Source organism: Jeotgalibacillus aurantiacus (genome assembly GCF_020595125.1).
Lineage (GTDB): Bacteria > Bacillota > Bacilli > Bacillales > Jeotgalibacillaceae > Jeotgalibacillus > Jeotgalibacillus aurantiacus.
The window spans coordinates 586,367-603,525 of record NZ_JACNMS010000002.1; the positions used below are offsets into that span (position 1 = coordinate 586,367).

The following is a 17,159-nucleotide window of genomic DNA, read 5'->3' on the forward strand; positions in this document are numbered from 1 at the left end:
AAGCACCGGACTTGAGATGAAATCTACATAATCATAAAATACAGTTGTCTTAATCCCATTCCCGCAAAGTTCAGCGCTATGATCGCCACAATCGGTGAAATATCAATCATGCCGAGTGGCGGGATGATCTTGCGGAAAGGCTCTAAATAAGGCTCACATATTCTGCCGAGAATCTGACCGAATGAACTCTCCCTGGCATTAGGGAACCAGGATAGCAGAATATAAATAATCAGCGCATAGCTGTAAAATTGTAATAACGTAATTAGCAAACTAAAAATTGTTTCCATTCAGCTACAACCCACCCATCTTTAATCTTCCTGAATTAAATCGGTTATATTACCGCTCACTTCAATATTATCCGGTGTGCAAAGAAATATATCTGTTCCGACACGCTGAATATCGCCGCCGATTGCATAAACGGTTCCACTCAGAAAATCAACAATGCGCTTGGCCTGATCCTTGCTGATACGCTGCAGATTGACTACAACAGCACGGTGATTTTTCAAATGATCGGCAATCTCCTGAGCTTCAGCATACATTCTCGGCTCCATTAATACCATTTTTGAGGACTGCTGGATGCTCTGAAGGCTGACCACATTCTGTTTTTGATTTGATTTTTTTGAAGGTGATAACGACCGCGTATTTGATTCTTCCGGACGATCCTCCACTACTTCTTCCATGTATTCTTCTTCTTCACCGAAGAAAAAATCCTTGAATTTTGTTTTCATCCCCATCTCACGGTTTCCCTCCTTTATTCTCCGACGAGCGAAGAGCCGATTCGTATGTAGGTTGCTCCTTCTTGAATGGCAATTTCAAAGTCATTGGACATTCCCATGGAAAGCTCTGTACAGGGCACATTTGGGAGCTTTTTCTCCTGGATAAGATCCCTCAGCTTTCTGAGATTCATGAAACAGTCCCTGAGAACGACTTCATCCTGTGTGTTTGGAGCCATTGTCATCAAACCGATTACCTTTATCTTATCATAATTTACGAGCTCTTCGACAAATTCTGATGCATTTTCAGGGGAAAGTCCATGTTTTTGTTCCTCACCTGACACATTTACCTGTAAAAAGCATTTAACCGGGTGCTCAGCCCGCTTTTGTATTTCTTCAGCAAGCGACAATCGATCGAGTGAATGAACAAAATCCACTTCATTAATGACTTTTTTTACTTTTCTTGATTGAAGGCTCCCGATAAAATGCCACTTTACCTGATTAGAAACAATGACCTTTTTCTTTTCATCAAGACCCTCAGGACGGTTTTCCCCCAAGTGGACCAGACCGGCTCTGACGGCTTCCTCAGCGCGCTCATTAGACACATATTTTGTGACAGCAACGATCGTTATTTCATCCGGATTGCGCCCTGCTGCCTCAGAAGCCTTTTTGATCCGGTTCATAATCTGCTCTAGATTCTTTTTAACTGACATCACTAGTTCTCCTTCCAGCCAATCACTGCGGACATTCTTCCAGTCTTACCCTGATCCCGTCTGTGAGAAAAAAACAAAGTATCCTCGCAGGACGTACACAGACCGGAAAGAATGACGTTTTCTTCTTTGACTCCTGCCTGAACGAGCAGCTGTTTATTGTACAAAGGGAGGTCAAGTTTATATTGCCCATCTGATACTTCCTGGTAAACATTCTGCATATCCGGCTGAGTAATGTGGTGAATAACATGATTATCCACGATATAACAACATGCACCAATAGATGGGCCAATCAATACGCTGATTTTTTCCGGACGCACACCTGCATCACGCGCCTGACTGATCATTTCTGCACCAATGTTGGATACAGACCCTTTCCAGCCTGCATGAGCAACACCTATAAAGCCTGTATCCTGTTCAACAAAATACAGGGGAACACAATCTGCAAATCCCAGACTGAGACGGATCCCTTTATCAAAAGTCCATAACCCATCTGCAGCTCTGACTGACTTTTCATAGGATTCAGCACCCATTCCTGCGTGATGGCGGTTCACACGCACCACTCTTTTGCCATGCACCTGATCAGCAAAAATCCACATATTCAGTTCCGTGCCCTCTGCCTGTGCTAAAAGTCTGCGATTTTGAATGACTGTATGCTCATCATCTTGAACATGCAGCCCTGTATTTAATGATTGAAAAGCGCCTGTGCCTGTCCCGCCATTTTTGGTGGAAAAAAGAGCTGTCAGAGACGGAAATAAGCTTTTCCATTCCTCGAGCTCTAAAAATCGCTCTGAAACTGTCCGAATCATAACCACTTCTATCAGACCTCTCTTCTGTTTCCTGTCAACGCAGGCAGTTCAATATCCTTCTTCTTAAGAGAGTGTACCATAAAAGCGTGTAAAACTCTTTTGAGAACTAAGAATGCTGATCCTCCCACTGTTGTTCCTCCAATTTGCTTCTGACAAGGATGACATCATTCCCGATTTTCACTATATCCTTCCACGGAATCAATAATTCCCCACCTTTGCTGAACCAGCCTTTCCAACTGGCTGATGACTGAATGATCAGTGCTGCAATTTTTCCGGTCTGTACATTCAGTTCAATATCCGAAATTGGCCCGAGCTTTTTACCATCCGTAACGGACACGACATCCTTCGTCTGTAATTCTGAAATTCTCATCGGTCTCCCCCTTTTTTGTATCCTATGCAGAAAGTGATCATTTTACCTTTACGAATCATTAGATTCATTCAACTCAAAAAAAGACTGACAGTACTCTGATCAGAGTACTGCCAGTCAGGTTGGAGAATTTTTGAATCCAATCCCCGGTATCGGACATGACTAAGTCTACCTTCTGCTAGTCACTTCAAAAAGACAACCGGTCTTTCATGATCAATAGTTAGTATCTGGTGATCAATAAAAAAACTTGTTCAGCTGCCTGATGGCTCCTTTTTCAAGCCTGGAAACCTGGGCTTGTGAAATGCCGATTTCTTCTGCCACTTCCATCTGGGTTTTCCCGTTAAAAAAGCGGTTTTGCAGAATCAGTCTTTCTCTTTCATCAAGCTCATCCATTCCATTTTTAATAGAAAGGTCTTCAATCCATTTTTCGTCACTGACTCTGTTATCTTTAATTTGATCCATGACAAACACGGCATCTCCTCCATCCTGATAGACGGGTTCAAACAGTGAAACAGGATCCTGTATCGCATCAAGCGCAAAGACAATGTCCTCAACCGGTATACCCGTCCGTTTCGCAACATCCTCTATAGACGGTTCCTTTGAGGTTTCAGCAAGCAGTGCTTCTTTCGCCTGAAGAGATTTATAGGCTGTATCCCGCAATGAGCGTGATACCCGTATCGGATTATTATCTCTTAGGTGGCGTCTGATTTCACCAATGATCATCGGTACTGCATACGTGGAAAAACGTACATTTTGACCTAAATCAAAGTTATCGATTGATTTCAAAAGGCCGATACAGCCTACCTGAAACAAATCATCCGGGTTCTCATTTCGATGACTGAACCGCTGGATCACGCTTAGAACGAGCCGGAGATTACCATACACAAGTTTTTCTCTCGCATCAGAATCCCCGTTTTGAAAAGCAGAAAAGTATTGCCGCATTTCTTCATTTTTGTAAATGGGCAGAGTGGACGTATCCACGCCGCATATTTCAACTTTCCGCGCCATTTCTATTCCTCCAGTCGGGAGTGTGTTCTCGTTCAGTATTTCCTCCGACTGAAAAAATATGCGAATTGCTTATTACCAGTTCAAACCATTCTGCCAACCTCTTTCTGAAGCCTGCGGATAATTCTTTTCTCCAGCCGTGAAATATAGGACTGGGAAATACCCATCATATCGGCTACGTCTTTTTGTGTATGCTCTTTTCTGCCATTCAGTCCAAATCGGGATTCAATGATAAAGGTTTCTTTATCATTCAGAATGGTTAGTGCCTGATACAGCAACACCCTGTCCATTTTGGCTTCGATATCCTTTGCAATCAAGTCATTTTCTGTCCCCATGACATCTGATAAGAGCAGTTCATTGCCATCCCAATCCGTATTTAAAGGTTCATCAAAGGACACCTCTGAACGTAATTTACTCGTTCTTCTTAAATACATCAGAATTTCATTTTCTATACAGCGCGAAGCATAGGTTGCAAGCTTTATGTTTTTTTCAATGTTAAATGTATTAATTGCTTTGATCAGTCCGATCGTCCCGATACTGATCAGATCTTCAAGGTTGATTCCTGTATTTTCGAATTTTCTTGATATATAGACAACAAGTCTTAAATTACGTTCGATCAGAATGGACCTTGCCTCTTCATCACCCTGTGCCAGTCTTGCAAGCACCTTGGACTCTTCCGGCCTCTCCAGGGGTGATGGCAAAGCCTCACTGCCGCCTATGTAATGAATTTCCTTCGGTTTAACACCAAGTTTTCCTGATAACTGAACGAACCAGTGCTGAATTTTTTTAGTTGCCTGAACCATATTCACATAACCCACTCCTTAGATTTGATAACAGCTCATCAGCTGCATTGGATTTAGCAGACAGTGACACGTATCATGTACGAAATAATTCTCTGTCAGGAAAATAACAGGACAGTCATACAGAACGAAGTTCCCATTAGGCGAAAAAACTTCAATCGTTTCACATGTAACCCCAGTCAGGATCTGATTAACCTGATGCACTGAGCGGGATGGAATATACTGTATTCTATTCAATAAGTCAGCTGGACATGTTTTTGTTTCGTTTAAAAGAAATGAAGCACTATCTTCTGAAAACAATTGTCTTGCAACCTGTCCTGACGCAAAAATAACGGGCTTCATTGAAAATGGTGCTGACAGGCAATTACCAGAGTCCAGGTAACCGGAGCCGCTCCACTGTTGATTTCCATTTTTAATGCTGACTTTGTAGGTATATGACTGACAGACTGACTGGTGTGTGATTTGAGCGCTCGCATACCTGACGGAGCAAAAAACAAAGAGGAAGATGAGCATGATCACGAGTAAATAAATGAATGGGTGCAAAAATAAAGAATAATTTGTAACCTCGTAAAACAGGCTGGAGAAATAAATGGATAGCGATCCGCTGATGAAGGTACAAAATAATAATGTGGCGGATTTAAATAAAAGACGGCTCTTTTTTCTACTGAAAAGTGAAATGATCGTGATGGACAACACGATTCCACTCATAACAAAAATCCGTTCGTTGAAATCTAACGAAATCAGAACCGCCTGGAGAATGGTGATGGCTATACTAAGCCACGTCCACATTTTCCAGTGAATCTTTTGCCTGTGAATCAAGCTGGCCGTGAGGATTACCATATAACTTGCGATAAGATTCAGCAATAGCAGTGATTCAAAGTGAAGTGTCAGGCTGATCCCTCCATTCATGAACAGTATAAGGGAGTGCCCGGACGAATCTTGTCATAATGTTGTAACATACCAGGAAAAATTACATCAAAAAAAGACTGAATCCGCTGAGGGTTCAGTTTTTTCTTGTTTTAATATGGTGAGCCGGGACATTCCTTCCGTTTTCCAGTGTCCAGCTACGGCGACTAGCCCCCAGAGGTCACAAGTCAAAGCTGAACGACGGTGGAGGCAGCCCTCTTTTCATCTTCGCCTTATGCTTGTCATGGCTGAAAAATCCGCCTCCGATTTTCCAGGCCCGCGCGGTGAGGCAGCTAGTGCTCCGTTTCACCTGTTGCTCCTCTGCCGCAGAGAGTCTTCGGATTGAAACGGTACTATTTTGTCAGCTTCCAAGAAATTTCCCTACAATTAGATGATAGTAAAGAAGTACAGCTAAAAGATTAAGGGTGAATGGTGCACGAAACTTGTTTTAATAAGGATTAAGTGAGCTAGAAGAGTTAAAAAAAGACCGGATCCACGATAGGATCCGGTCTTTTAATTGTGATGTTATTATCCTCTTCTGCGGTTTCGGTTACGCAGGAATGTTGGGATATCTAATGTATCTTCTCCACTCTGCTGTGAACCACGGTTAACCGTTTCAGCATGAGGCGCTTCTTCTCTTTCACGTTCGCGTTCTCTTGTTGGCATTTCGCGTTCACGCTTCTGTGGCTGTGGCTGTTGTCTGATTTGACCACCAAGCTGAGGGCGTGATGCTTTTTGCTGTACGGCTTCACTGAAACCTGTCGCAATAACCGTTACAAGAATTTCATCCTTAAGGTCTTCGTCAATAACGGATCCGAAGATCATGTTGACTTCTTGATCAGATGCGCTGGCTACAATATCGGCAGCTTCCTGTACTTCATATAAGCTGAGGTTCGTTCCGCCTGTAATGTTCATCAAGACACCCTGAGCCCCGTCAATCGAAGCTTCAAGCAGCGGGCTTGAAATCGCCTTTTTCGCAGCTTCTGCAGCACGGTTTTCACCTGAGGAAACCCCGATTCCCATTAGAGCAGAGCCTTTGTTGGACATAATTGTCTTCACATCGGCAAAGTCAAGGTTGATTAGACCAGGCGTTGCAATCAAGTCGGAAATACCCTGAACACCCTGACGAAGCACATTATCCGCTTCACGGAATGCTTCAAGCATTGGTGTGCTCTTATCCACAATTTCAAGCAGGCGGTCATTTGGAATAACGATTAGTGTGTCCACCGCTTCTTTCATTGCAGAAATTCCGCCTGCAGCCTGCGTTGCACGCTTGCGGCCTTCAAACATGAAAGGACGCGTTACAACACCGACTGTTAAACTGCCAAGCTCTCTGGCAATCTGGGCAATAACAGGAGCTGCACCTGTTCCGGTACCGCCACCCATTCCAGCGGTTACGAATACCATATCTGCACCTTTAATCGCTTCTTCAATCTGCTCACGGCTTTCTTCTGCCGCTTTCTTTCCTACTTCAGGATTTGCACCTGCACCAAGGCCTCTGGTCAGTTTTCCGCCGATCTGCATTTTAATTTCTGCCTTTGAAAGGTTTAATGCCTGAGCATCAGTATTCACAGCGATAAATTCTACACCCTGTACGCCGTGCTCGATCATCCGGTTAACAGCATTGTTCCCGCCGCCGCCTACACCGATTACTTTTATCGTTGCCAGGGAATCAACATTTGTATCAAAATCCAACATCGCAAATCCTCCTATTTCATCCGAGTTACTTCCCGATTCTGCTCTTATTCAAAGAAGTAACCAAATAATTTTTTAAATCTTCCCTCTTCGTTTTTCTGCTTCGGCTTTTGCTGCTTTGGTCCCGCGTCCGGACTTTTCTGTTTTTTAACAGGATAATCATGCGAGTTATCATACTCGGTTGCTGAAGGCTGTTTTTCATACTTACCTTGCAGTTTCGCATGCTTATAAGCGTATTTGATCAATCCGACAGCCGTCGTATACTGAGGTTCTCTGACCCCGATATAATCAGGCACTGCCACTCTGACCTGGTTTTGCAGAACAGCCTGTGCCAGATCAAGAACGCCAGGCATACTTGCTGAACCTCCTGACAGGACAAAACCGCCTGGCAGGTCATGTATATTTAATCTCTTTAATTCATGTAACACGAGATCAAATAGTTCTTCCATCCGGACCTCAATGATATCTGAGATTTCCAGCTGATTAAATTGCTGATGCTGATCACTGCCGATGATCGGTACACTGAATACTTCATCTTCTGAAGCGTAATCATAAAAGGCATGTCCATGCTTTTTCTTTATGATCTCGGCATCGTCAGTGGTTGTCCGGAGCCCAATCGATAAATCCTTTGTGATATGGTCTCCTCCAGCAGGGATACTCGAAGCCGCAATCAGGTGTCCCTGTTCAAAAACAGCGATACTTGTTGATCCTCCGCCGATATCAATAATTGCAGTACCGAGATCCTGCTCATCCTTCGATAGAGCTACGGTTCCTGCTGCCAATGGCTGAAGGAAAATATCAGCCACTTCAAGCCCCGCTTTTTCAACACATCGTAAAATGTTGTGAAGCATCGTTTTCGAACCGGTTACAACTGTCCCTTCCAGTTCCAATCTTACACCGATCATACCACGAGGATCTTTGATTTCATCGAGACCGTCTACAATAAACTGCCTTGGAATAATATTAATGATTTCTCTCTCCGGTGACACAGGCATGACCTGAGCCGCATCAATGACTCTCGCAATATCCTCATCCCGGATTTCCTTATCCTCTGTCGAAACTGCCACAACACCGTGACATGGCTGAAGCGCGATATGATTTGCAGGTATTCCGACTACAACGTTATGTATTGAAAGCCCCGTCATCCTCTCAGCCTGGTCTACTGCTTTTTGAATGGACCTGACTGTCTCATCTATATCAACAATAGAACCTTTTCTGATTCCTTCAGATTTAACATTTCCTACACCGATTATGTTAACAGAGTCATGCACAAGTTCAGCAATGACTACCTTAACAGCAGATGTTCCAATGTCTAGACTGACATAATACTCATTATTACTCACCTGTGGCACCTCCTTCACGACCTTATCAAAAAATGGACCGCTTCATATTCTTCTAGTTTCTGTTTTAAGTATTGAAAATCCTTCAATTCTTCTAAAATATATCTTCTCGCCCTTCAGACAATTTGAACTGTCAGTTTAACGAATTATAAGATTGTTGACAATGATTATAGTCTACATCAATAATCTTCACCAGAAAAGTCAAAATCGACCTATACACCTGATTTAATTTTAATTATCAGTAATCAATCACATTTTATCCCTGTGGCTCTGTTTCCTCCGTATCCTCTGTCGTCCCTGTTTCTTCATCTGCAGCGGAATTCCCAGGGTCATCATATGCCCTGAAATACGATCCCACCTCAAGATCAATGACACCTTTAACGTTCGGATCAAGCTGGCTGACAATAGATCCGTAATGAACCATTTTGTCGGCAAATGTCGGGATAACAGCTGATACCTCAAACCCGTCATTCATAAATACCTGTATTCTTTCATTATCCACATCTGTTGGGGAATGGTGAATTTCCGAGATTGAATTTAACACTTCATCAGGAAGTTCGGATAACGATCCGGCCAGCTTTTGTACAAGCTCCCGATCACTAAATCCTACTAATAGGGGTGCTGATCCTCTGATTACTTCTGAAGGCCCTTTTGTTCCCAAAAAGCCATTTTCATAAACCGGGGTATACTCCTGTTCCTGTCTCAGATAAGCCATTTGTTGAAATTCTTCCACATTAATCATTATGGTTCTTGGAAAATCTTTTGTTACCTCGGCGGATTTAATCAATTCATTGGTAAGAAGATTCTCTTCGATACTTTCGGTACCGGTTGTCCAAAAAGAATCCCCTGCTGCAAACTCTCCTGTCTCCAGAATCTGCTGATCAGTTAAAATATCATTACCTGAAACCTGAATGGTTTGTATTTTACTGTAGGGAGACTGAAAATATAAAACAACCAGGATGATCAGGACGAAAACAAGAACGACTGCGGATAATCTCCTGTTCGCTCTTTTCCTTCTCCGCTGTCTTAACTGCGGGACGCGGTCTTCAAGAGAGACGACCGGCTTTCTGTCCATCAGACTCACACTCCTGTCAAAATGAGCGCAGGTTGCCCCACGTTTCTCACCCTTAATACTACACTAAAGTGCATGAAGAGCATATATATACTTTCCTATCGTCATCAAAATGTAAAATAGATGAATTAATTTTAAATGTGATGACGCATAACAGATAAACACTGTCTTATATCTCCTATTCTCTATTTCGGAATTTCTTTATCAATTTTAAAGAGTTATTTCGTTAATTCACAAAAAAACTGTTCAGCAATCAATCGCTGAACAGTTCACTTCAATGCTATACAGACCGGCTTCGGCTAATATTCAGAAGAATGCCACAAGAAAACAAAACAACGAGCAGTGAGGATCCGCCATAACTAAAGAATGGCAGCGTAATACCCGTTACAGGAATCAGCCCGATGACAACAGATATATTAATAAACACCTGTATCCCGATCATCATCACAATGCCTCCTGCACAAAGCATTGCAAATAAATCCGGTGCCTGAACAGCAATAAGGATTCCTCTCCATATAATCAATAAAAATAACGTCATAATGAGTGCTCCACCTGCAAAACCGAATTCTTCAGCAGCTATAGCAAAGATAAAATCGTTCTGCGGTTCCGGCAGATAAAAATGCTTCTGTCGGCTGTTGGTAAGCCCAAATCCAAATAAACCGGCCGGTCCCGATGCATAGAGTGACTGGATCATTTGAAACCCTGCACCAAGCGGATCCTGCCACGGGTCTAGAAATGATGTTATTCTTTGAAGCCTGTATGGAGCTGAGATAATAAGCGCAGTAAATCCTGCTGCACCGGCTGCAAAAAGGAACATAAAAAACCGGTAAGACACACCTGCCAGAAACAGCAAAGCAAAGCCTGTACCAAGAATGACGGTTCCAGAGCCCAGATCCGGCTGCAGCATGACTGTTCCAAAAGGAAGGATAATCACACCAATCAGAAAAAATAATCTTCCTGACGTGATCTTTTTTTGAGAGCGGGCCAGTAAGCCGGCTGTTAAAAAAAGAACGCCAAGTTTAGCTACCTCAGCCGGCTGTATGGATAACGGACCTGCTCCAATCCAGCTCTGAGATCCGTTTCTGACCAGGCCTACGCCGGGAATTAATACTAGTATAAGTAATAAAAAGGCAGTCAGATAAATCCATTTTGCATATTTGTCCCACACTATGTAATCAACTCTGGACACTATCACCATCAATAATAACCCTGCAACAGCAAAAACACCCTGTCTCTTTGAAAAAAAATGGGCATCACCAAATCGGTCCAATGCCCATACACTGCTTGCACTATCAATTAAGACGATACCAAAAACCGTACAAATAACGATTAACAGCAGCAGCCAACGATCCATTTTCAGGTCCTCTCAGGTTTATTTATCTCTCCTTACAGCGTATTCACTGTTTCGATAAATATGTCACCCCGGACCTCGAATGTAGGATACTGATCCCAGCTTGCACATGCAGGTGATAAAAGAACAATATCTCCTTTTTGTGCAATAGCAGATGCCTCAAGCGCTGCTGCTTTTACATCCTCCACTTTTTTAATCAGTTCAACCCCTGCTCTGCTCGCCATATCAGTCATTTTAGCTGCTGTTTCTCCGAAAACAATAGCAGCCTTCACATTTTTCATATAAGGAATTAAGTCGTCAAAGTCATTGCCTCTGTCAAGACCCCCGCATAATAAGATGGTAGGAACCGAAAAAGCATTCAACGCACTCTTAGTTGCAAGTGTGTTGGTAGCTTTTGAATCATTATAATATTTCACTCCGTTGAAATCTCTGACAAATTGAGTACGGTGACGCACGCCTCCGAACTCAGCAAGTACTTGTTGAATACTATCCTTGGAGACGCCTGACAGCAGTGATGCACCTGCAGCTGCGAGAATGTTCTCAAGGTTATGACTGCCCGGGAGAACGATTTCACTTAATTTAGCAATCGGTTCAAGGTTATAGCAGATTGCACCCTGGTGAATAGAAAGTCCCTTTTCCAAAGGCTCTGTTACGGAAAATGGAATGACGGTTGCCTTTGTATCACTGACTGCCTCCATCAATTCAGGCTGGTCCTGATTCACGATCAGATAATCAGCGGCTGTCTGATTTTTTGTAATGGCTGCTTTAGCAGACACGTATTCATGAAGAGATCGGTGATAATCAAGGTGAGCCTCATAAATATTTGTGATGATCGCAATATGAGGTGCGAATGATTGAATACCCATCAGCTGGAAAGAGGATAATTCAACAACCATATAATCCTCCGCCTTTGCCAGTTGTGCCACCTCACAGGCTACCGTTCCGATGTTTCCGGCTGCATATGATGTCTTTCCATCCTGTTCAATCATTTGCTGAACGAGCGTTGTTGTTGTTGTTTTACCGTTAGTTCCGGTAATACCGATTAACGTTGATTCGTTTATATGATAAGCAAGCTCCACTTCTGTAATTACAGGCAGACCTTTATCAATGGCTCCCTGAATCAGCGGGTTACTGTAAGGAATTCCCGGGTTTTTAACAATCAGCTCAAACCCCTCATCAAGCAGTTCTACCGGATGGCTGCCGCAGATCACCTTGATTCCCTGATCTAAAAGAGATTGTGCCTCCCTGTTTTCACTTAAAGGCTTCCAGTCATTCACAGTAACAAATGCCCCCAGTTTATGAAGAAGGAGGGAAGCTGCTACACCACTTTTAGCCAGTCCAACTACCAGCACTTTTTTGTTTTCATATGCTTTATACGTTTTCATTATCCAAACACTCCAATCAGCGTGCCGGCGATGCCTGCAATCAGTCCCACTGACCAGAAAACAGTTACCACTTTCCATTCAGACCATCCTGTCAGCTCGAAATGGTGATGAAGAGGACTCATTTTGAATACCCGTTTTCCTGTCAGTTTAAATGACGTTACCTGAATCATAACCGACAATGTTTCTAATACAAATACAATTCCGATTAACAGAAGCAATACTTCCTGCTTGGCCATCAGGCTGACAGTGGCAATCGCACCACCTAGAGCGAGCGATCCCGTATCCCCCATAAATACTTTTGCAGGATGAGCATTAAACAGTAAAAACCCTAACAATGCACCAACCGCCGCCATACAGAAAATAGCCAATGAAAGCTGTTCCTGCTGCCACGCAATCAACGTAAAGGCACTAAAAGCAATAACAGCTGTACCTGATACAAGTCCATCAAGACCGTCTGTCAGATTAACGGCGTTAGAAAAGCCGACAAGCCAGAAAATCACAAAACCGGCATACAGAATACCAAGATTTAATTCAAATTCGGTAAATGGAATCGTAATAACCGAAGAAAAATCGTTTGCTCTGAAAATAAAATAAAAAACAAGTGCGATGAAGATCTGACCAATCAGTTTCTGGAGTGATGTTAAACCAAGATTACGTTTCATAACCACTTTTATAAAATCATCAAGAAATCCTAAAATACCGAATGTAATCGTGACAAAAAGCAATAAAAACGTCGTAATGGTCAGCGCATCAAAAAGTGCACTGATGACAATAGTAGCAATGAGTATTGATGTTAAAATAATCAGACCACCCATCGTTGGGGTACCGGATTTTTTCTGGTGGGACTGTGGTCCTTCCTCACGGATACTCTGCCCAAATTTAAGTTTCCTTAAATACGGAATGAAAAACGGGGCTGAAACGGCGGATAATCCAAACGCCGCAACTGCTGCAAAAATTACTGCCCATATTGACATGACTGTTCCTCCTAAATATAAATAACTTTATGTATTCAGTAACAAAAGCTGAATAATACGCTCAAGATTCCCCCATCTTATCATAGTAGCCTATCCCGTTCCGGTAAAGGTTTTTTTCTTTACAATTTGCTGACAAGTCCAGATCATAGATTCTTAAATCGGTGTGATGAATCAATACGTACTAAATCTCATAAAAAAACACCCTGCCCGCTTCTTTGTGAAGAAGGAAGGCAACGTGTTTTCAATCCTTATTAGCAGACACCGACTTACACCATCGCTTTCAGAATTTCTTCCGCGACAGCTTTATCATCAAATGCGTTCTTCTCATACCCGATTATTTGAACTTTTTCATGCCCTTTTCCTGCTATTAAAACCACATCACCTTCTCTCGCCTTGCTCAGAGCATGCTCGATTGCATACTTTCTGTCAATGATTGAAGTAAAGGATTCCCCAGGTACTCCTCTTTCCATATCTCTGATAATATCCTCAGGCTTTTCAGTTCTTGGATTATCCGAAGTGAATATGACCTCATTTGAGTACCCGCAAGCCACCCTGGCCATTAAAGGTCTCTTGCCTTTGTCTCTGTCGCCACCGCAACCGACTACAGTGAGGATCTTTCTGGGCTTCATCTTGATGATGGCACGTAATACATTTTCAAGACTGTCTGGCGTATGGGCGTAATCGATAATAACGGTAAACGGGTGAGGCCCCTGTACAAGCTCAAACCTTCCTGGTACACCATTCAGTTTTTCAAGCCCCTGCCGGATTAATGATCCGGGAATTCTTTTTGCAAATCCTGCAGCGGCTGCGGCAAGAGCATTGTAAACATTAAATACGCCGGCAAACTTAATCGTTACTGGAAATGATTCGTATGGCGTATGGATGATGAAGGATGTACCGGTACGACTTGATATCACATCAGAAGCATAGACGTCAGCAGTCTCGGACATACCATATGAAATAATATGTGCAGAGGTCGCCTGAATCATATCCTGGGCATAAGGATCATCTGCATTGATGACTGCAAATTTAGGAAGTCCTTTCACGTGTGTGTGACCAAGTTGAGAAAATAACAATGACTTGGACCATTTGTAATGCTCCATTGTTTTATGATAGTCCAGATGATCCTGCGTCAGATTAGTAAACACAGCTATATCAAAGTCACATCCGTATAATCTTCCCTGGACCAGCCCATGGGAAGATGCTTCAATGACAACGGTTTTAACACCATCGAGCTTAAAATCATAAAGGGTTTTTTGCAGCAAAAGGCTGTCAGGTGTAGTATTGACAGCGGTTTTTTCCACATCCCCCTGTTTCATATACAACGTTCCAATAATACCTGTTTTCTGGTTAATCTGATCAAACACTGATTGAAGCATGTGTGAAACCGTTGTTTTTCCGTTTGTTCCAGTCACACCGATCATATTCATATAAAAACTCGGATATCCATAATAGGCATTGGCAAGCTGGGCAGCTGCATGTTTTGGAAACCTGACAATAATCTGCGGAATATCAAGACCTAAGTCGGTATCCGTCATAACTGCCACCGCTCCCATTTTTACAGCCTGCTCCGCAAATTCGTTGCCATTTCTATTTTCACCTTTAAGGGCAATAAACAGAGCACCGTCTGTCACTTCACGGTGATGATGACAGATTGAGGCAATCAACGGATCGGAAACCGGTCCTTTACGCTCATAAAACGGCAGACATCCCGCCAGCTCAGAAAGTCTCATTTTTCCAACTCCTCCACCCTTCTTTATTACTGATATTTTACCTTAATTAAAACATAAGTGCTAACTAATCAATCAAGATACACTCTTAAAATGGACCCCTCGGGTAGAGTAACACCCGGTTGCGGGCTCTGCTCCGTTACCTTTTCACCCTGTCCGCTGATTTCAACTTTTAATGGCATCAGCATGCTGTTTAATTCTTTTTTTGTTTTCCCTTTAAGATCAGGTACTTTATACGTTATCGGATCCAGCCAGCGTATTTCTTTCTCCACCTGGACCTTTCTTGGTTCAACGTTTAAAACCGCCAGCGATTCCTCCAGAATCGTACCTACGACCGGGGCTGCCACAACCCCTCCAAACTGAACGGTGTTTTTCGGATGATCAACAGCAAGATAAACGATAATTTCCGGATCATCAGCTGGTGCAAACCCAATAAACGAAACAATATAATTATCTTTAAGATACTTTCCATCTTTTACTTTCTGAGCTGTTCCCGTTTTCCCCCCGACTCTGTAAGAATCAACAAATGCCCCTCGGCCGGTTCCTTGAGCTACTACGGTTTCGAGCGCTTCCCTCACTTTCTTTGATGTTTCCTCTGAAATCACCCTATGCTTCATCTTGACAGGTATTTCTTCTACCATATCACCGCTGCCATCTGTCCATTTTTTTGTAATACCCGGGACTGGCACGATCCCTCCATTTATAGCAGCCGAAACTGCTGTAATTTGCTGAATAGGGGTTACTGCTACACCCTGTCCGAATGCGGTAGTTGCCAGTTCAACAGGACCAACGTTTTCTTCTTTAAACAAAATTCCGTCTGATTCACCTGCAAGGTCCACACCTGTTTTACTGCCAAAACCGAATTTTTTAATATAATCAAACAATACATCTTTGCCCAGTCTGTTACCGAGCTCTATAAAACCGGGGTTACAGGAATTTTGCACCACTTCAAGAAACGATTGCTGTCCGTGTCCTTCCCGTTGCCAGCAGTGAAGATGAGCACCACCGATTTCAACATGTCCGCTGTCAAAGAAGTGCTCATCGAGGAGATCCACTTTCCCTTCCTCAAGGGCCGCTGCCAGGGTAATGATTTTAAAAGTTGAACCCGGTTCATATGTACTCCAGATCGGAAGAACTCGATTATATACTTCTGGCTTTACTTTCTGGTATTCATTTGGATGAAAATCCGGTCGCCCGGCAATCGCCAGAATCTCTCCGGTTTTGGGATTCATGGCAATTGCAATAATCTGATCCGGGTCATATTTTTCCTGCGCATTATTCAATTCTCTCTCCACAATTTTTTGAACACGCAGATCAATTGTTAAATGCAGGTCATTCCCCGGGGAAGCTTTTTTGAAGGTTGATGGCATATCACTCATCTCTTTACCCTTAGCATCTGTAAAGAGTTCAACTGCTCCCTGCTGTCCATAAAGTTTTTCGTCATGAATAAGCTCAAGACCTGACAACCCTCTGTTATCTACCCCGATAAATCCAAGAACGTGCGCCAGCGTCTTTCCCTGAGGATAGAAACGCTTATAATCATCCGCAATGTAGACGCCTGTGAGAGATGCCTCTTCAATTTTCCGTACCTGTTGAAAACTGAGCTTTCTTCCCTCCGGATGCAGCTTCTCTATGGAACTTTTCCGATTAACAAATTCCTCAGCTTTTTCGATGGAAATATTCAAAACTTCGCTTAGTAATAATGCCGTCTTTTTCCGGTCTTCTATTTGTCTCGGAATAATAAACAAACTTGGGGCAAGCTGATTAATGACAATCTCTTCTCCATGACGATCAAAGATCCGCCCTCTTTCCGGTTCCATAGGCAGTTCTCTGCTCCAGCTTTCAATCGCTTTTTCATATAATTCATCGTGCAGGAATACTTGTACATAAAGTAACCTGACAGCCATAATCAGCACTGCCATACTGACGAGCAGAAGACTGATAACCAGCCTTTTCTTAATGGTTCTGACTGGGGGTTTCACCTGATCCCTCCTGTAAATCATGATGCATTCATTGTATGTTTCGAAATTTAGGAACATACAGGAATCTTTCGAGGAGCATGTTTTATAAATATAAAATCAGGCAGGACTTCCCCTTCGCTTTCCTTTGTCTCACTGCGGCGACTAACCTCTTGAGGCTATAAGTCAAGGATGAACGCGGGGGGAAGGTCAGCTGCGTTTTCATCTTCAACTTATGCTTACCGCGGCTGGACGAGTCGTCTCCGCTTTTCTGCAGCCGGACAGTGAACAGCTAAGTAGCTTTAAATGCCAACTGATGGTTAGCTGTTTTTCAATCGCACCGG

At 43.0% G+C, this 17,159-nt stretch carries 16 protein-coding genes; all 16 read right to left on the reverse strand.

Going from position 1 to position 17,159, the window contains the following annotated elements:
* Positions 1 to 23: 23 nt before the first annotated feature.
* Positions 24 to 287 (reverse strand): YggT family protein, encoded by a 264-nt coding sequence (locus H7968_RS07730; protein WP_227395595.1) that lies wholly within the window; start codon positions 285 to 287, stop codon positions 24 to 26.
* A gap of 21 nt (positions 288 to 308) precedes the next feature.
* On the reverse strand, positions 309 to 734 hold the full coding sequence (locus H7968_RS07735; RefSeq protein WP_134371967.1) for a cell division protein SepF: 426 nt from the start codon (positions 732 to 734) through the stop codon (positions 309 to 311).
* A 17-nt stretch (positions 735 to 751) separates the two neighbouring features.
* Positions 752 to 1,426 carry a YggS family pyridoxal phosphate-dependent enzyme gene (locus tag H7968_RS07740; RefSeq protein ID WP_227395596.1) on the reverse strand — a complete coding sequence of 225 codons (675 nt, stop codon included), beginning with the start codon at positions 1,424 to 1,426 and terminating at the stop codon, positions 752 to 754.
* A gap of 2 nt (positions 1,427 to 1,428) precedes the next feature.
* Positions 1,429 to 2,232 carry a peptidoglycan editing factor PgeF gene (gene pgeF, locus H7968_RS07745; RefSeq protein ID WP_227395597.1) on the reverse strand — a complete coding sequence of 268 codons (804 nt, stop codon included), beginning with the start codon at positions 2,230 to 2,232 and terminating at the stop codon, positions 1,429 to 1,431.
* A gap of 106 nt (positions 2,233 to 2,338) precedes the next feature.
* Complete coding sequence (locus tag H7968_RS07750) at positions 2,339 to 2,602, reverse strand: YlmC/YmxH family sporulation protein (RefSeq protein WP_227395598.1); 264 nt, start codon at positions 2,600 to 2,602, stop codon at positions 2,339 to 2,341.
* A 231-nt stretch (positions 2,603 to 2,833) separates the two neighbouring features.
* Positions 2,834 to 3,607 carry an RNA polymerase sporulation sigma factor SigG gene (gene sigG / locus H7968_RS07755; RefSeq protein WP_227395599.1) on the reverse strand — a complete coding sequence of 258 codons (774 nt, stop codon included), beginning with the start codon at positions 3,605 to 3,607 and terminating at the stop codon, positions 2,834 to 2,836.
* A gap of 80 nt (positions 3,608 to 3,687) precedes the next feature.
* On the reverse strand, positions 3,688 to 4,407 hold the full coding sequence (gene sigE, locus H7968_RS07760) for an RNA polymerase sporulation sigma factor SigE (protein WP_134372280.1): 720 nt from the start codon (positions 4,405 to 4,407) through the stop codon (positions 3,688 to 3,690).
* Positions 4,408 to 4,425: 18 nt separating this feature from the next.
* On the reverse strand, positions 4,426 to 5,313 hold the full coding sequence (locus H7968_RS07765; protein WP_227395600.1) for a sigma-E processing peptidase SpoIIGA: 888 nt from the start codon (positions 5,311 to 5,313) through the stop codon (positions 4,426 to 4,428).
* 525 nt (positions 5,314 to 5,838) lie between these two features.
* Positions 5,839 to 7,008: a cell division protein FtsZ gene (ftsZ, locus tag H7968_RS07770; protein WP_227395601.1), complete on the reverse strand. Its 1,170-nt coding sequence runs from the start codon at positions 7,006 to 7,008 to the stop codon at positions 5,839 to 5,841.
* Positions 7,009 to 7,052: 44 nt separating this feature from the next.
* The gene (ftsA, locus tag H7968_RS07775; RefSeq protein ID WP_227395602.1) at positions 7,053 to 8,348 is read right to left on the reverse strand and encodes a cell division protein FtsA; all 1,296 of its coding nucleotides are present in this window, start codon (positions 8,346 to 8,348) and stop codon (positions 7,053 to 7,055) included.
* 253 nt (positions 8,349 to 8,601) lie between these two features.
* The gene (locus tag H7968_RS07780; protein ID WP_227395603.1) at positions 8,602 to 9,420 is read right to left on the reverse strand and encodes a cell division protein FtsQ/DivIB; all 819 of its coding nucleotides are present in this window, start codon (positions 9,418 to 9,420) and stop codon (positions 8,602 to 8,604) included.
* 277 nt (positions 9,421 to 9,697) lie between these two features.
* The gene (ftsW, locus tag H7968_RS07785) at positions 9,698 to 10,771 is read right to left on the reverse strand and encodes a putative lipid II flippase FtsW (RefSeq protein WP_227395604.1); all 1,074 of its coding nucleotides are present in this window, start codon (positions 10,769 to 10,771) and stop codon (positions 9,698 to 9,700) included.
* A 32-nt stretch (positions 10,772 to 10,803) separates the two neighbouring features.
* Positions 10,804 to 12,153 (reverse strand): UDP-N-acetylmuramoyl-L-alanine--D-glutamate ligase, encoded by a 1,350-nt coding sequence (gene murD, locus H7968_RS07790; RefSeq protein WP_227395605.1) that lies wholly within the window; start codon positions 12,151 to 12,153, stop codon positions 10,804 to 10,806.
* A complete protein-coding gene (mraY, locus tag H7968_RS07795; protein WP_227395606.1) occupies positions 12,153 to 13,127 on the reverse strand; it encodes a phospho-N-acetylmuramoyl-pentapeptide-transferase in 975 nt (324 codons plus the stop codon). The genes murD and mraY overlap by 1 nt, the downstream gene beginning before the upstream one ends.
* A 266-nt stretch (positions 13,128 to 13,393) precedes the next feature.
* A complete protein-coding gene (locus H7968_RS07800; protein WP_227395607.1) occupies positions 13,394 to 14,860 on the reverse strand; it encodes a UDP-N-acetylmuramoyl-L-alanyl-D-glutamate--2,6-diaminopimelate ligase in 1,467 nt (488 codons plus the stop codon).
* 68 nt (positions 14,861 to 14,928) lie between these two features.
* Positions 14,929 to 16,839, reverse strand: coding sequence for a stage V sporulation protein D (locus H7968_RS07805; protein WP_227395608.1), 1,911 nt, complete (start codon positions 16,837 to 16,839; stop codon positions 14,929 to 14,931).
* Positions 16,840 to 17,159: the final 320 nt, after the last annotated feature.

Coding starts and splice junctions, on each gene's coding strand:
- H7968_RS07730 (WP_227395595.1), bottom strand. CDS start 287: ATGGAAACAATTTTTAGTTTGCTAATTACGTTATTACAATTTTACAGC.
- H7968_RS07735 (WP_134371967.1), bottom strand. CDS start 734: ATGGGGATGAAAACAAAATTCAAGGATTTTTTCTTCGGTGAAGAAGAA.
- H7968_RS07740 (WP_227395596.1), bottom strand. CDS start 1,426: ATGTCAGTTAAAAAGAATCTAGAGCAGATTATGAACCGGATCAAAAAG.
- pgeF (WP_227395597.1), bottom strand. CDS start 2,232: ATGATTCGGACAGTTTCAGAGCGATTTTTAGAGCTCGAGGAATGGAAA.
- H7968_RS07750 (WP_227395598.1), bottom strand. CDS start 2,602: ATGAGAATTTCAGAATTACAGACGAAGGATGTCGTGTCCGTTACGGAT.
- sigG (WP_227395599.1), bottom strand. CDS start 3,607: ATGGCGCGGAAAGTTGAAATATGCGGCGTGGATACGTCCACTCTGCCC.
- sigE (WP_134372280.1), bottom strand. CDS start 4,407: ATGGTTCAGGCAACTAAAAAAATTCAGCACTGGTTCGTTCAGTTATCA.
- H7968_RS07765 (WP_227395600.1), bottom strand. CDS start 5,313: ATGAATGGAGGGATCAGCCTGACACTTCACTTTGAATCACTGCTATTG.
- ftsZ (WP_227395601.1), bottom strand. CDS start 7,008: ATGTTGGATTTTGATACAAATGTTGATTCCCTGGCAACGATAAAAGTA.
- H7968_RS07780 (WP_227395603.1), bottom strand. CDS start 9,420: ATGGACAGAAAGCCGGTCGTCTCTCTTGAAGACCGCGTCCCGCAGTTA.
- ftsW (WP_227395604.1), bottom strand. CDS start 10,771: ATGGATCGTTGGCTGCTGCTGTTAATCGTTATTTGTACGGTTTTTGGT.
- murD (WP_227395605.1), bottom strand. CDS start 12,153: ATGAAAACGTATAAAGCATATGAAAACAAAAAAGTGCTGGTAGTTGGA.
- mraY (WP_227395606.1), bottom strand. CDS start 13,127: ATGTCAATATGGGCAGTAATTTTTGCAGCAGTTGCGGCGTTTGGATTA.
- H7968_RS07800 (WP_227395607.1), bottom strand. CDS start 14,860: ATGAGACTTTCTGAGCTGGCGGGATGTCTGCCGTTTTATGAGCGTAAA.